Here is a 14,583-nt window from a genome sequence, read left to right as displayed (position 1 = left end):
GCCGCCGCTCGCGCGGCGGCCACCGGGGCGGCCCTGTGCGCCATCCACCCGATGCGAGGGCCTGACAACGAGACTGAGGTCACCAGCAGCCGGGCACGTTCCCCGCGCAGTTCGTGGGCAGGTTCATGACGATCTCGCTCTTCTTGAGCGTGACCTGGGCACCGACCCAGTTGTTGATGCCGCCGCCGACCCCGGCGGCGCGGTTCTTTTCGACCGTTGTGTAGTCGAGGGTCAGCTGGGCCGTGTCGGCTCCCGCCTCCTGCTCGTTGTTGATGCCCCCGCCGTTACGGCCCGCCTGGTTCTCCTCGATCTCGCTCTCCTTGATGATCGCGGTGCCTTCGTTGTTGATGGCGCCGCCGTCCCGGCCCGCCGTGTTGAACTCGAAGGACGTGTCGAAGACGTTCAGCGTCGCGTCCTCGCCGTTGTTGATGGCGCCGCCCTCGATGCCGGCCCAGTTCTCCTCGATCTCGCTGTCCTTGATGATCGCGGTGCCTTCGTTGTTGATGGCGCCGCCGTCGTCGTCACGAGCCTCGTTGTTCTTGATGCGGCTCTTCTCGATGACGAGCGTGCCCTGGTTCTGGATGCCGCCACCGCCCTCGTCCGCCGTGTTGCCCCAGACCGTGGTCTTCAGGAGCGTGAGGGTGCCGGCCGCGTTGTTGCTGAGGCCGCCGCCGTCCCCGGCCTCCTCCGCGTTCGGGCTCGGGTTCGGGTTCGTGACCACGTTGACCAGGATGCGGCTGTCGACGAGGGTGACGGTACCGCCCTCGTTGGAGATCCCCCCGCCATCCCCGCCGGCCTGGTTTCCGGCGACGGTGCTGCGCTCCAGGCGCAGTGTCCCCTCGTTGGTGATACCGCCGCCGTCTCCCGGGGTGTCGCCACCGGTCACGGTGACGCCCTTCAGAGTGAGCCTGCCCCCCTTGTTGACCGCGAGAATGCGGAACAGGTTCGCCCCGTGGTACGAGGAGCGGATCAGGGTCGAGTGCTCGCCGATGATGGTGACCGTCCGGGTGATGGCCGGCAGGGCGTTACCCGAGTCCAGATAGTCATCCTCGAAGCGGTAGGCACACCCCCTGGCCAGCTTGATCGTGCCACCCCCGATATTCGCGTTCGCCTGGTTGACGGCATTGATCAGCCCGGCGACGTTGCCGCACTCCACGGTCGCGTTCACCGGTGCTTCAGCGGCCCTGGCGGGTACGGCGCCCCACAGACCGAGGCTCGACACCACGACTGACCCAGCAAGCAAAAGGCGCATTCTCACACGTTTCCTTTCCTGTTCGGTTCCGGGGGGCCCGACAGGGGTACCACGCTTTCCGGGAACGTTTCCTCGACGCTGCGCGCGGCATTTGTAAGTCCATACCGGCTGCTGTCATCATTTGGTTCGCGCGGCCCGTCCCGTGAGATCGGCCAGGTAAAGCGGTTCTATTAATCCACCGCCGCCACGACCGTGAATCGTGCACATAACGCGCGAAAGACACGCCACTGCCGGCGGAGCTCGCTCAGATATTCACCCGGGATACCGGTGGGCTGGAACCGGTGAACACACGCTCACACTCGCCGCACATGGGACCTCTTACATCTATTTGGACATGCAAGGGGCCGCCAGGATCCGAATCCCGGCGGCCTGTCAAACCTTGCTGAATGATGCGCTTCAGCTGCTCGTTTACCTGCTCGCCGACGATGCGACAGTCTCACCGCACAGGCTGGAACCGGGTCACCTGGCATCGGCGATGCCAGGGCCGTAGATGACCGTGCGGAACGCTCCCCACTCACCGAAAAGGAGCCCGCCCGTGCCGGTGTTCCAGAAACAATATTGGACACTGTATGGAGAGATAGCAAGTAATGACTGAAATGCCGATCGCCCCGGCTGCTCTCGGAAGGCATTCCGGTGAGCAGGCGGTGATCACGTAAGAACGGCCCGGACAGGGCTGCTGGGTTTGCTAAAGGGGTCGGCAGCCCCAAAGTCGTTTCGGCGCCTCAGCGGTGGCTCTCTCCAGAGGGTCGCGTCCACGGAAATGGTGTACGAGTTTCCCCACCCAGATGGCGTGGCGCCGTCTGTTCCACCACTCCACCGGAGGCACTGCGGTCCAGTCCGGCCGTGGCCGGTACGTCGGATCGGAACACCTCCATGCCCAGCACCTTGACGACCTGGGGATCGGCGTCCCGGCCCTTGGCTCGCCGTCCCGGGCAAGGCCGGCCGTCACTGTGCACAATAGAACGGCGGCCGAAACAGGCGGCGAGGGCGGGTTTCAGATCCAGGCCGCGCCGATCTTCGTCACCCACTGGCGGCAGTTCCCGCACCCGGAGCGGGCCTGCCACTTGCCGGCCATGGCGTTCCAGGTCTGGGCATGGAAGTAGAGGGTGTCCCGGGGGATCTTGGACACATCGGTGATGCCGGCGCTGTTGAGGTACGCGTTCATCGCGGCGACCTCTCCGCACGCGGTGACCGGCCACTCCTCTACCTGCGTCACACCGGCCAGGACCTTCGCCATGACGGGGTGCTTCTTGCTGAGGGAATACTCTCCGCTGGTCCCCGGCCAGGTCTTGCCCGTCCCGGCGTGGGCGACACGGTAGAACTGGACGATCTCGTCGGGCAACTCCTCGGGCAACACCTCGTCGGGGTCCCATGCCTGGTACAGCTCGTTCAGCTTCTGGGGCATGTAGGAGTCGTAGTCCTCGTGTTCGGGCTCCACCAGGACCAAGCCCGCCACCTCGTCGGGGAAACGCTGCGCATAGTGGCGTGCGTAGAGGCCGCCGAATGACACGAATCAGCTTGTCGAGCCCGACGATCATGGCATCGGCCGGTCACGCGGCGGCCTGACCACCAAGACACACGCGCTGGTCGACGGCAAAGGCCGCCCGCTCGTGGTGCTTGTCAGCCCTGGTCAGGCCGGGGACTCGCCGGCGTTGCCCAAGCTGCTCGCCGAGCTGCGGGTGGCCCGCAAAGGCCCCGGCCGGCCCCGCACCACGCCTGAACTGCTGCGGGGGGACAAGGCCTATTCGTCACGTGGCCATCGAGCGATGCTGCGGGCGCGTGGCATCAAGACGGTCATTCCTGAGCCGGCAGACCAGGCGGGGCACCGCCGGCGTCGTGGCTCCCGGGGTGGCCGGCCCGTCTCCCATGACAGCGAGGACTACAAGAACCGCAACGTCGTGGAACGGTTCTTCAACCGGATGAAGAACTGGCGCGGTCTGGCCACCCGCTACGACAAGCATGCCGTTGTCTACCGCGGCGGCGTTGTCCTCGCCGCCATCCTGGATTGGCTCAAGCGGCCATGAGGCGCGGTTACCCGCCGTTGTGTCCGTGATTCAGCGGACACGTAGGTCCTTCGGTCGCTAGAGTTGAAGCTGTTGCGGAATCCCGTCCGCCTGGGGAATTGAGGAGCACTGATGTCTACAACGATGACCGGAGCTCCCGTTCGCCCCTTGGTGACCGCAGTCGCAGGCTTGTAACGCCGCGCGTGTAGCAGCAAAGTCAGCACACATCCCGGTCGCCGGGGCGAGGTGACACGTGTCACCGGCCCTTGGCGCTGTTTGGCGTCTCCGTTCGCCTTTCCGGGAGTTCTGCTGTGTCCGCTCGTCATTCTTCACTGCTCCGTGTACGTGTCCTGGTCGAACGCCTGATCGCTGCCCCGTTCGGCAGGAAATCTCAACGGTCGAGGTCAGCTCCGCCTGCTCCGAACTCCGCTGATCAGACTGTCAACCGGAATGTCCGCCTGCTGAGCTGGTTCAACTTCTTCGGCGACTTCCGCATGTACGGGCCGATTATGGTCATCTACTTCGCGCAAGTCACCGGCTCGTACACCGCTGCCGCCAGCCTCCTGGCGGTGAAGATGCTGTCTTCGGCAGCGTTCGAAGTCCCTACCGGGGTGCTCTCCGACCGCCTCGGCCGACGCGGCACGATGATCGCCGGTGCCGTCGTCATGATGGCCGCCCATCTCGGGTACGCCGGCGCTTCGGGCTACGGCCTCCTCCTGGCGGCTGTTGTGCTGGAGGGATTGGCGACCTCACTGTGGAGCGGCAACAACGAGTCTCTGCTCTACGACACGTTGCTCGAAGCCGGCCGGGAGGAGGAGTTCCCCCGGCACTCGGGCCGGGTGAACTCGATGTTCCAGATCGCGCTCGCACTGGCGGCAGCCATGGGTGGCGTGGTCGCCGGCGCGTGGTCGCTGCGTGTGGTGGTCGTGCTGTCGGTCGTGCCGCAGGTGCTGTGCGTGCTCGTCGCCTTGCGGGTCCGGGAACCGCGGGTGCACGGCCCGCTGGAATCGAACGTGCTGGTGCATCTCGGATCGGCCCTGCGCGGCATCCGCCGTAATCCGGTGCTCCGCCGGATGACTCTGGTGTCGGCGCTTCGTTACAGCAGCGAAAGCGCGGCCCAGTTGTCGCCTGTTTTCGTGGCAGGGCTGTGGCCGCTCTGGGCGCTGGGCCTGTGGCGCACCTTCGGCCATGGTGTGGCCTTCGTCGGCTTCCGCGTCAGTGGTTGGGTGATCGGCCGGGTGGGCGCGGCCCGCACTCTGCTGTTCGGTGAGCTGTTCGACAACGTGGCGAACTTCGTGGCGCTGGTCAAGCCGACGGTATTTTCGCCCGTGCTGCTTGGGTCACCGGCCTACGGCATGTCGACAATCGCCCAGCAGACGTTGCTGCAGCGCGAGTTCACCGACCGGGAACGCGCGACGATGGGTTCGCTTGCGTCGCTGCTCGGCAGCGTGCTCTACGCGCTCGTCGCCCTGGGAGCCGGCCTGGTGGCAGACCGTTGGGGCATCGTTCCGGCGTTGCTCGCGATCCAGGCGGTGGTGCTGATCGCACTTCCGCTCGCCTGGTGGGTGCACGCGCACGCTTCTTCGCTCCCCGCGGGCGCTGGGACGGTGACGGGATGAGCGCCTCCTCGGCCCCGGCCAGGCCTGCGGTCGACGTCGCAGTGCTGCAGGGTGAGATCGAAGCGATTTTCGGCTTCCGCTGCTCGGTGCCCTCTTCCGTCGCCGGCGGGCAGGACACCGATGCCACCAGGGGAATGGAGGCATCGATGTCCTGCCGTCCTCGTGCAGAAGCCCGGCCAGGGCGTCGACGTCATCGTTCTCGAACGCTTCGCAGTACCGCGCGAGCAGCACCTCAGACGATGGATCCAGCGGGACCGACGGCGCCTGTTTCGTTGCGAGGGTCACCCGCGCACGTTGAAGTGCGCTCGTCACCGAACCGACCGACGTGCCCAGGATGTCGGCCGTCTCGGCAGCAGCACATCCCAGCACGTCAAGCATCAGTCATCGCGGAAACTCAGACCGCGGGATGCCAACTCCTCACGGAGGATTCGTATGGCCTTCGGTCCGACTCCATGGATGTCCAGGAGTTCGCGTTCGGACCGGGCGGCCAACTGTTCGTAACGGGTTATCCCGTTGGCCGCCAGTCCACGTGGCGCAACCTTACCCAGGGAGGGCGGAAACTCTGTCTCGTCCACGATCAATCCTTGTCGGCGGTCGACGGTTGCGTCCACGAAAATAGTGAAGGATGGTTCCCCGCCTGACCAGGAAAACAGCAAAGCCGCCAGCGGGAGGCCCACGGAAGCCAGGACCTTGGGCCGATGGACAGCGATAGCGCCAGCCCTCCCGAACATCTCCTCGGACAGCGACAAAAGCCCAGGGGACTGGAGTTTGTCACGCAACGCAAGCAGAAATTACGGTCCGCGACACCGTACCCGTTCGGCGCACCTTCGTTTCAGGGTTGAAGGGTGTCGTGGTGCGGGGCGGGGTGGCGGATGAGCCGGGAAGAGGTGTGGCGCAGACGCCGCCAGCGGCGCAGCGGGGTGGTCAGTCTCAGCAGATGCTGCAGGGACGTCTCGCCGGCGGCCCAGCGGCCGAGCTCGTCGCGGCCCAGCAGGTGAATCCGGAAGTCGTCGGCCGTTTGGCGGGCATCGCGGGTGAAGGAGCCATTGGTGACCACCACGGCGACGTCGCCGCCGTGCGCGGCGGCGGCCGTGCCGTTGACCTCGTAGATGACCCGGGAGCCGACCTTGGCGGCGGTGGTGGTGTGCTTGCACTGCACGACGATGACGTAGCCACTGCGCTCGCGGCCGATGACGTCGGCCGCCTTGTCTCCGCGCTGTCCCACGTGCCGGGCCGCGATGCCGTCTCGAATCATGAGGTCGCACACGGCCCGCTCGAAATCAGTGGGATTCATCGCATCCAGTTGCGGCAGCGTCAGCTGCAGATGGCGCAGCCGCTCAGAACGGTGCCGGGCGGCAACGGCTTTGAGTTGAGACCATCCAATAATCGCCAGAACAGCGCACACTCCCACGGAAACCCCGATGTACCAGGTACCGAAAATCGCGTCGACAACGACGCCGATGATTTGAATCGCGAAAGATCCGGCAATGAGTGTTATGACGGCGGCGGCGCACCATTCCACCGGTCCGGCGGGCATTCGTAGCCGGGGAAGGCGCCGCCGCAGTGCGCGTGTGAGGCGTTTCACGGCGCCCCGGTCGGCTCGGGCGGCGGCTCCTGGCCGGCGTCGGCAACCTGCTCGGGGGCCAGGACCTGTGCCGGGGGTGCGGGCTCTGACACCGAGGACGGCGGTTGGGCGGGGGCGGGGGCGGGCTGCTCCGTGCCGCTCTGGTTCCAAAACCATGCGATGGCGGCGATGGCGGCCAGGAGGACCCAGCCGGATCCTTTCGCGCTTTTCGGTTTCGGTCTATTGACCCAATGCCCACGCCGATAATACCTGCCTCGCGACATGACTGCTCCCTGAAAATGGTGGTGGTGTTTCGCCGTGTAGCGGCTTATGGGAGATATAAACACGCACCACCGACAGATGAGCCCGCATTCGCGGTGTTCGGGAAAGCAGAGAATGGATAAGTGTGTTTCCACCGGGTGAGCAGATTGTCGCTTCTTTGACGTAGCAGCGGGAGCTGCCCGGATGCCTCATACGCCACCGCGGTGGTCATGCGAGCAGAGTTGGGCCCGGGTCTGCACCTGGTGACGGGCGAGTCAGGATGAGCTTGAAAGGGGATCGGTGTCGTTGCACGGCGAGAGGTGGGTCTCGAGGGGTAGGGAGTGAGTTACGGATCGGTGGCACAGAGTGTTGGTTGTTCGGGTGGGGCGATCGTGGTGAGTTGAGAGCATCGGGGGTCCGCAGGCGAGCTTAGGGGGCGTACGGATGCGTGCCACGACGACAGGGCCATGCGGACTCTTGAACCGCGACGGCTTCCCCCGCATGCTGACCTCATGGTCAGTGAGAACGCTGCCAAGCTCGCGGTGCTCATCGATGCCGACAACACCCAACCCGCGATCGTCGAGGCGTTGCTGGCCGAGATCGCCACCTACGGCACCGCGCACGTCAAACGCGCCTACGGCGACTGGACAGGCGCGAGCCTGGGAGGCTGGAAAGAGCGGTTGCTTGCCCAGTCGATCCAGCCGATCCAGCAGTTCGCCTACACCACAGGTAAGAACGCCACCGATGCGGCGCTGATCATCGATGCGATGGACCTACTGTACTCAGGACGCTTCGACGGATTCTGCCTCGTCTCCAGCGACAGCGACTTCACCCGCTTGGCCGCCCGGATCCGAGAATCCGGCCTCACCGTGTACGGATTCGGCGAACGCAAAACCCCCCAGCCCTTCGTCGCAGCGTGCGACAAGTTCATCCACATCGAAAACCTCATCCGCCTCCAAAACTCCACCATCTCTTCCGGCTCAGCACCCGAACCGGCTCCACGCACCTTGGCCTCGACGTTGAAGAAAGACACCGCGCTGGTCAACCAGCTCCGCACCGCCGTGGAAACCTCCTCCGACGACGACGGATGGGCCCATCTGGGCTACGTCGGCCACATCATTACCAAGCAACGTCCGGACTTCGATTCCCGTAATTACGGCTACACCAAGCTCAGCGATCTGATGGCCGCGACAGCCCTGTTCGAGCTGAATCGCCGCATCCCCAGCGATGGAAAACCCGCGATCGTCTACGTCCGCGACAAACGCCACCACACCAAACGCCCCAAACCCCCACCAGCAAACCCACCCCGAAAAGCGGCCGACCCACCGACTCAAGACGTTCCCGACAACAACGGCGCTCTCGACGGATCCGCAGTGACAACAAGCCCGGTGCTCGGAGCCGGTTGATCTACCGGATCCGAGCACCGGGGCGCAAAGGCGAGCGGCGCAGCTTCCCGAACGTGGCTACGCCAACCTGCTGGAGGCCGCCCACCAGCAGGTTGGCGCGCCGCTCGTGCCGATGTGGGGCAACGTGATCATCAAGACCTGGCTGAAACGCATGCAATATCGACCTGATCTCATCACCGGATTCTTCAACGAGACTGGCCTGCCCTTCGAGCTGCCCTAACCCTGGTGATTCAATCTCAGTAATAGCACATTCGTTAACAGCGCCCCGCCTACAACCGAAGAGCTAGGCCGGTCGGACGTCGACGTCGCACTGCCAGGACTTTCCTTCGTCGTTGGCGACACAAGTAACGACAACGTTATATATGCGCGCATTTAATATTCCGACTATGAATTCTGGGGTGGTCCCTATTGTCAGCGGGACGACGTCGCTGAAGGTGCCTTCCAACGGTGGAGGCTCGATGGTTCGCTGCCAGTCGAATCGCTCGAAGTTGCCTTCGGCGACCAGCTGGTAGAAGTCGTCGGCCGTCATCGTTCCTTTACGAGCGATGGCCCCCGTAGCGCTTTTCAGTGACTCCAGGGGTTCACCGACCTGCCGTTCGGCGATGGCGATAACCTCCCGCACCGTAATGTCACCCCCGCGGATGTCGATAGGTGCGGATGTCGCCACGCTGACTGTTCCTGAAGGTGTCGCGTGCGCCGATACGGCGGTGAGGTTGAAGATTACCGCGATACTCGCAGCGGCGGAAACCGTGCTGACGATGCGGGCGATCCTGCCTGTCAGTTTCCTTGCTCGGATCATGAATTGGCTCCATTTTCTAGAAGTGTATGTGAGTTGTTGTCGCGTGTGGGGGCGTACTGTCCCGTTCCATCGCGCTGTCGATATCGTCACACGCAGGGCTGAAACAGTGCTGATGTGGCCCTGAAAACCCACGTCAGAACTGGGGCGACGCACGAGTGAAGACTGTATGGCTCGCCACCGCGAGCAAGGGCAAGGCAGCGGGCAGTCCGGCGGCGACGGTGGCGATCATGCCGGGGTGCTTGTGTGGGTATTCGATCCGGTGCAGCCCGGAAGCGGCGATCGCCTCGACCTCCCGGGGGCGCTGCATCTGCCGGGCGTCGTTGGTCAGGATGACCTGGAATCCCTCGGCCACCGCCCGGGGATATCCGACTCTGGCCGTCACCCCGACGGCCGGGTCTCCGTCTCCGTCTCCGTCGCCGTCGCGAACCACAATGGAACGCTCCACATCGACGTCATCGACGCCGGATCAACCGGACAGGTGCCCCGGATCTGCCCGGACATCGACCCCGACAGCGGCGGCGGACGCGGCCTCTGGCTGGTCCAGGAACTGTCCACCTCCTGGGGCTGGTACGAGACCCCGACCGGCCGGGTGGTCTGGTTCCGGCTCTCCGAGGCCTGACCGTACGAGGGTCAGACCTCCCGGTTCATGGTGGTCCGCAACCACCCCGGACAGGCGACCACGACGTCCCAGATGCTCTCGGCGGCGAGCGAGACACTAGGAGTTCTAAGGCTCACAGGAAGTGCGGGACCGCAATCGGTTAGCGACCGTCGGGGCCGAACCAGGCAGCATCGGTGAGGTTCCTCAAAGACTCGGGCAGCGCGGTCAACTGGTTACCGCCCAGGTCGAGCCAGGTGAGGGCGGTGAGGTTCCTCAAGGACTCGGGCAGCGCGGTCAACTGGTTGCCGCCCAGATCGAGCTCTTCGAGGGCGGTGAGGTTCCCCAGCGACTCGGGTAGAGCGGTCAGCCGGTTGTTATACAGGTCGAGCCAGGTGAGGGCGGTGAGGTTCCCCAGCCACTCGGGCAGCGCGGTCAACCGATTGCCGCCCAGGTCAAGCCAGGCGAGGGCGGTGAGGTTCCTCAAGGACTCGGGCAGCGCGGTCAACTGGTTGTAGAACAGGTCGAGCTTTTCGAGGGCGGTGAGATTCCCCAGCCACTCGGGCAGCGCGGTCAACCGATTGCCGCCCAGATCGAGCTTTTCGAGGGCGGTGAGATTCCCCAGGCACTCGGGCAGCGCGGTCAACCGATTGCCGCGCAGGTCGAGCCGTTTGAGGGCGGTGAGCTGGGCGAGCGACTCGGGCATCGTGCTCAGCCGGAGACCGGACAGGTCAAGGTGGGTCGATTCGTCCTCCAAGCACTCGGTGATCCGTGTGACGGCGATCGCCTGGCCTGCCTCGGAGTCCATCATGATCTCTCTTCTCCTTGTCGCTCACGCGCCTGGGCTCGCCCCTGCGCCGTACCGGTCTCCGGCCCTTCCTCGGCCGCTTCGGACAGGAGGGTCGACGATGACGCTAGAGACCGGCGCTGGAGAACGACTTGTAAGTCATGGGACGGCCTGGCCACAGATGGCCGTCATTGAGGAGAACCGCCTGCCGTTACGGCCGTCTCGCGGCACCACTCTGGGCTCGTCGCGCCGCCCCTGGCGGAGGGCCACTCATCCGCTCCAGCCAGGAACCGTCCCGGCGAGCGTCCCGCTACTCAGGTGGAGGCGCCGGGCCGATCCGTTGGACCTGATGAAACCAGCAGGAAATCGATCAGCCCTTGGAGGACTTCATGGCAGGTCTCCTACAGCAGGGCGTCATGGTTTGTGCGGTGGTTTTAGAGGTGAATCCCGTCGGCCGGGGCCGTCAGCGGCCCTCGGCACCGGCCGACGGATCAGATCACTCCGGATCGTAGGCGAGGTTGGGGCGCAGCCAGCGCTCGACCTCCGCGAGGTCGAGGCCGCGCCGCAGGGCGTAGTCCTCGACCTGGTCCCTGCCGACCCGCCCCACGGTGAAGTACCGCGACGACGGGTGGGCGAAGATCAGCCCGCTGACGCTGGCCGCGGGTGTCATCGCGAACGACTCGGTCAGGCCCATGCCCAGCCGGTCGGCACCGAGCAGGTCGAACAGGTCCCGCTTCTGGCTGTGATCCGGGCTCGCGGGGTAGCCGAGCGCGGGACGAATGCCGCGGAAGCGCTCGGCGTGCAGGTCCTCGATGCGGGGATCGGCGTCCGGCTCGAACCAGGCCCGCCGCGCCTCCAGGTGGATGTGCTCGGCGAACGCCTCGGCCAGCCGGTCGGCGAGGGCCTTCACCATGATCGCCCGATAGTCGTCGTTCTGGGCCTGGTAGGCGTCCGCGAGGGTTTCGGCGCCGTGGATCGCCACGGCGAACCCGCCGAGGTGGTCTCCCGTCGGAGCCAGGTAGTCCGCCAGGCACCGGTTGGGCCGGCCTTCGGGCTTGGCCGTCTGCTGGCGCAGCATCGGCAGGCGGAGGCCGTGCTCAAGCACGATGTCGTCGCCCTCGGAGTGGGCGGGCCAGTAGCCGTAGGCGCCCACGGCCTGGAAGTGGCCCTCGGCGATGATCTGGTCGAGCAGGGTGTTCGCGTCGTCGAAGAGCTCGCGGGCCACCGGCTGGTCGAGGATCGCCGGGTACTTGCCCTTCAGCTCCCAGGCCAGGAAGAGGAACTGCCAGTCGATCACCTCCCGGAGGGCGGCCAGGTCCGGCCGCACGGTGCGGACGCCGGTGAAGTCGGGGACGGGCAGATCGTCGAACGGGACCCGCTCGGGGTTCGCCCGAGCCCGGTCGATGGCCAGCAGGGGGGTGCGCTGCTTGCCCGCGTACTGCTCGCGCAGGCGCTCCTGGTCGGCGCGGTTGCTCGCGTCCAGCTCTCCGGCCCGCGCGGTGTCCAGCAGGTCGGAGACCACGCCGACGACGCGGGAGGCGTCGAGCACGTGGACCGTGCTGTGGTCGTAGGCGGGGGCGATGCGGACCGCGGTGTGCTGGCGCGACGTCGTGGCGCCGCCGATCAGCAGGGGCAGCTTCAGCCCGCGGCGCCGCATCTCCTCGGCGACGGTGACCATCTCGTCCAGTGACGGGGTGATCAGCCCGGAGAGTCCGACGACGTCGGCGCCCTCGGCGACCGCGGTGTCCAGGATCACCGAGGCCGGGACCATCACCCCGAGGTCGATGACCTGGTAGTTGTTGCAGCCCAGCACGACGCCCACGATGTTCTTGCCGATGTCGTGCACGTCGCCCTTGACGGTGGCGAGCACCACCTTGCCCTGCCCTCGGCCGCTGTCCAGGCGCCCCTCCAGCCGCGCCTGTTCCTTCTCCGCCTCCATGTAGGGCTCAAGGTAGGCGACCGAACGCTTCATCACCCGGGCGCTCTTGACCACCTGCGGCAGGAACATCTTCCCCGCGCCGAACAGGTCGCCCACGGTCTTCATCCCGTCCATCAGCGGCCCCTCGATCACCTCCAGGGGGCTCGCCTTCAGCTGCCGGGCCTCCTCGGTGTCGGCCTCGATGAAGTCGACGATGCCGTGCACCAGGGCGTACGACAGGCGCTCCGTCACCGGCGCCTCCCGCCAGGACAGGTCCACGACCCGGCGGGTGCCGGACCCGCTCACCGTCTCGGCGAAGGCGACGAGCCGGTCGGTGGCGTCCGGACGCCGGTCGAAGATCACATCCTCGACGAGTTCGAGCAGGTCCGCGGGGATGTCCTGGTAGACCGCGAGCTGCCCGGCGTTGACGATGCCCATGTCGAGGCCGGCGCGCACGGCGTGCAGGAGGAACGCCGAGTGCATCGCCTCACGTACGACGTCGTTGCCCCGGAAGGAGAACGACAGGTTGGAGATGCCGCCGCTGGTCCGCGCCCCCGGGCAGCGCTGCTTGATCAGCGGCAGCGCCTCGATGAACGCCTTCGCGTAGCCGTTGTGCTCGGCGATGCCGGTGGCGACCGCGAGCACGTTGGGGTCGAACACGATGTCCTCGGCGGCGAACCCGGCCTTCTGCGTCAGCAGGTCGTAGGCGCGGGCGCAGATCGACACCTTGCGCTCGACGGTGTCGGCCTGTCCCTGCTCGTCGAAGGCCATGACCACCACGCCGGCCCCGTAGCCCCGGATGATCCGCGCCTGCTCCAGGAACGACTCCTCGCCCTCCTTGAGGCTGATCGAGTTGACGACGCCCTTGCCCTGCACGCACTTGAGCCCGGCCTCCAGCACGCTCCAGCGCGAGCTGTCGATCATGATCGGGATGCGGGCGACCTCCGGCTCGGTCGCGATCAGATTCAGGAAGGTGGTCATCGCCCGCTCGCTGTCGAGCAGGTCGGCGTCCATGTTGACGTCGAGCAGGTTGGCCCCGCCGCGTACCTGTTCCAGCGCGACGTCGACGGCGCCCTGGTGGTCGTCCGCCTCGATCAGGCGCCGGAAACGCGCCGAGCCGGTGACGTTGGTGCGCTCCCCGATCATGACGAATCCGGTGTCCGAGCCGATCTCGAAGGGCTCCAGGCCGCTGAACCGGGTGCGGGCCGCCGGCGCCGGGATCTGGCGGGGCGGGAGGCCGGACACGGCGGCCGCGATCCGCTCGATGTGCCCCGGCGAGGTCCCACAGCACCCGCCGACGACGTTGACCATGCCCGCCCTGGCGAACTCGTCGAGCAGCGCCGCCGTCTCCTCCGGGGTCTCGTCGTAGCCGCCGAACGCGTTGGGCAGGCCGGCATTGGGATGGCAGGCCACGTAGGTGTCCGCCAGGCGCGACAGCTCGGCGACGTGCGGGCGCGCCTCCTTGGCGCCCAGCGCACAGTTCACGCCGACCACGAGCGGTTCGGCGTGCCGGATCGCGCTCCAGAACGCCTCGACGGTCTGGCCCGACAGCGTGCGCCCGCTCAGGTCGACGATCGTCACCGAGATCCACAGCGGCAGGTGCGGGGCGACCTCGCGCGCGGCGGCGATCGCGGCCTTCGCGTTGAGCGTGTCGAAGATCGTCTCGATCAGCAGCAGGTCGACCCCGCCGTCGGCCAGTGCCCGGATCTGCTCGGCGTAGGTGGCGCGGACCTCGTCGAACGTCACCGCCCGGTAGGCCGGGTCCTCGACGCGCGGGGAGAGCGAGAGCGTGACGTTCAGCGGGCCGATCGAGCCGGCCACGAAGCGTCCGCCCACCTCGTCCGCGGCCTGGCGCGCCAGCTGGGCGGCCCGCAGGTTCATCTCCCGCACCCATGGCTCCAGCCCGTAGTCGGCCTGGCCGATGCCGGTCGCGGTGAAGGTGTTCGTGGTGGTGATGTCCGCGCCCGCCGCGAGGTATTGGCGGTGGATGTCCAGGATGACGTCGGGGCGGGTCAGGTTCAGCAGGTCCGGGTCGCCGGTCAGGTCACGCGGGTGCTCTGCGAACCGCTCGCCGCGATAGTCGGCCGGGGTGAGCGATGCGCCCTGCAGCATCGTGCCCCAGGCCCCGTCGAGCACCGCGATCCGCCGGTCCAGCAGCTCCCGCAGTGCCTGGCCGCCCGCTTTCGGCACGCCGTTCCCGTGACTCGCTCCGCTGTCACGCCCGTGCTCGTCGCCGTGCCTCAGGGAATTGTTCACCAGACCACCTCCCGTTGTGGGAGGCGCCCTTGGTAGACGATCGCGGTCGAGCGTGGCGGGCCTGAGCCCGTTGCAGCGCCTCTCGACCTGGAGATCGAGAGTACCGAAAAGAAATGAGGACGC

Annotated in this window: 11 protein-coding genes, 1 pseudogene and 1 riboswitch; of the genes and pseudogenes, 4 read left to right on the top strand and 8 right to left on the bottom strand. The window is 66.5% G+C overall.

Annotation, left to right across the window (positions count from 1 at the left end; translation table 11 throughout):
- Positions 1-79 precede the first annotated feature (79 nt).
- A complete protein-coding gene (locus tag ABZU75_RS21960; protein ID WP_355557088.1) occupies positions 80-1,243 on the bottom strand; it encodes a hypothetical protein in 1,164 nt (387 codons plus the stop codon).
- Positions 1,244-2,246: 1,003 nt separating this feature from the next.
- The gene (locus ABZU75_RS21955; RefSeq protein ID WP_355557085.1) at positions 2,247-2,762 is read right to left on the bottom strand and encodes an alpha/beta hydrolase; all 516 of its coding nucleotides are present in this window, start codon (positions 2,760-2,762) and stop codon (positions 2,247-2,249) included.
- A gap of 31 nt (positions 2,763-2,793) precedes the next feature.
- Here ABZU75_RS21955 and ABZU75_RS21950 point away from each other — a divergent pair, with 31 nt between their 5' ends.
- Both ABZU75_RS21950 and ABZU75_RS21945 read left to right on the top strand, forming a co-directional pair.
- Positions 2,794-3,276, top strand: a complete 483-nt coding sequence (locus ABZU75_RS21950) for an IS5 family transposase (protein WP_355557096.1) — start codon at positions 2,794-2,796, stop codon at positions 3,274-3,276.
- A gap of 290 nt (positions 3,277-3,566) precedes the next feature.
- Positions 3,567-4,874: an MFS transporter gene (locus ABZU75_RS21945; protein ID WP_355557082.1), complete on the top strand. Its 1,308-nt coding sequence runs from the start codon at positions 3,567-3,569 to the stop codon at positions 4,872-4,874.
- Positions 4,875-5,198: 324 nt separating this feature from the next.
- Here ABZU75_RS21945 and ABZU75_RS21940 read toward each other — a convergent pair.
- Together ABZU75_RS21940 and ABZU75_RS21935 are read right to left on the bottom strand one after the other, a co-directional pair.
- Positions 5,199-5,252: pseudogene (locus tag ABZU75_RS21940) on the bottom strand (hypothetical protein); the annotation flags it as partial.
- Between the two features lie 454 nt (positions 5,253-5,706).
- On the bottom strand, positions 5,707-6,411 hold the full coding sequence (locus ABZU75_RS21935; protein WP_355557079.1) for a restriction endonuclease: 705 nt from the start codon (positions 6,409-6,411) through the stop codon (positions 5,707-5,709).
- An 800-nt stretch (positions 6,412-7,211) separates the two neighbouring features.
- Here ABZU75_RS21935 and ABZU75_RS21930 point away from each other — a divergent pair.
- Positions 7,212-8,105, top strand: coding sequence for an NYN domain-containing protein (locus ABZU75_RS21930; protein WP_355557076.1), 894 nt, complete (start codon positions 7,212-7,214; stop codon positions 8,103-8,105).
- A 283-nt stretch (positions 8,106-8,388) separates the two neighbouring features.
- Here ABZU75_RS21930 and ABZU75_RS21925 read toward each other — a convergent pair whose 3' ends face one another.
- Positions 8,389-8,904 carry a hypothetical protein gene (locus tag ABZU75_RS21925; protein WP_355557073.1) on the bottom strand — a complete coding sequence of 172 codons (516 nt, stop codon included), beginning with the start codon at positions 8,902-8,904 and terminating at the stop codon, positions 8,389-8,391.
- A 133-nt stretch (positions 8,905-9,037) separates the two neighbouring features.
- Positions 9,038-9,256 (bottom strand): hypothetical protein, encoded by a 219-nt coding sequence (locus ABZU75_RS21920; RefSeq protein WP_355557070.1) that lies wholly within the window; start codon positions 9,254-9,256, stop codon positions 9,038-9,040.
- Positions 9,257-9,382: 126 nt separating this feature from the next.
- Between ABZU75_RS21920 and ABZU75_RS21915 the strand changes: the two genes are divergently transcribed.
- Complete coding sequence (locus ABZU75_RS21915; RefSeq protein ID WP_355557067.1) at positions 9,383-9,523, top strand: ATP-binding protein; 141 nt, start codon at positions 9,383-9,385, stop codon at positions 9,521-9,523.
- Between the two features lie 139 nt (positions 9,524-9,662).
- Here the strand turns inward: ABZU75_RS21915 and ABZU75_RS21910 are convergent, their stop codons facing one another.
- Both ABZU75_RS21910 and metH read right to left on the bottom strand, forming a co-directional pair.
- A complete protein-coding gene (locus ABZU75_RS21910; RefSeq protein WP_355557064.1) occupies positions 9,663-10,310 on the bottom strand; it encodes a leucine-rich repeat domain-containing protein in 648 nt (215 codons plus the stop codon).
- Between the two features lie 472 nt (positions 10,311-10,782).
- Positions 10,783-14,394: a methionine synthase gene (metH, locus tag ABZU75_RS21905; RefSeq protein WP_355557093.1), complete on the bottom strand. Its 3,612-nt coding sequence runs from the start codon at positions 14,392-14,394 to the stop codon at positions 10,783-10,785.
- Between the two features lie 80 nt (positions 14,395-14,474).
- Positions 14,475-14,550, bottom strand: a riboswitch (S-adenosyl-L-homocysteine riboswitch).
- Positions 14,551-14,583 lie beyond the last annotated feature (33 nt).

The sequence above is a fragment of the Streptosporangium sp. NPDC005286 genome (assembly GCF_040607515.1).
Taxonomy (GTDB): domain Bacteria; phylum Actinomycetota; class Actinomycetes; order Streptosporangiales; family Streptosporangiaceae; genus Streptosporangium.
The sequence above is the reverse complement of the archived record's forward strand: the minus strand, read 5'-3'. Positions and strand labels throughout refer to the sequence as shown.

What these genes read in the sequence shown, in the direction of transcription:
- ABZU75_RS21935 (WP_355557079.1), bottom strand. Translation starts at nt 6,411, where the DNA reads ATGCCCGCCGGACCGGTGGAATGGTGCGCCGCCGCCGTCATAACACTC.
- ABZU75_RS21930 (WP_355557076.1), top strand. Translation starts at nt 7,212, where the DNA reads ATGGTCAGTGAGAACGCTGCCAAGCTCGCGGTGCTCATCGATGCCGAC.
- ABZU75_RS21925 (WP_355557073.1), bottom strand. Translation starts at nt 8,904, where the DNA reads ATGATCCGAGCAAGGAAACTGACAGGCAGGATCGCCCGCATCGTCAGC.
- ABZU75_RS21910 (WP_355557064.1), bottom strand. Translation starts at nt 10,310, where the DNA reads ATGATGGACTCCGAGGCAGGCCAGGCGATCGCCGTCACACGGATCACC.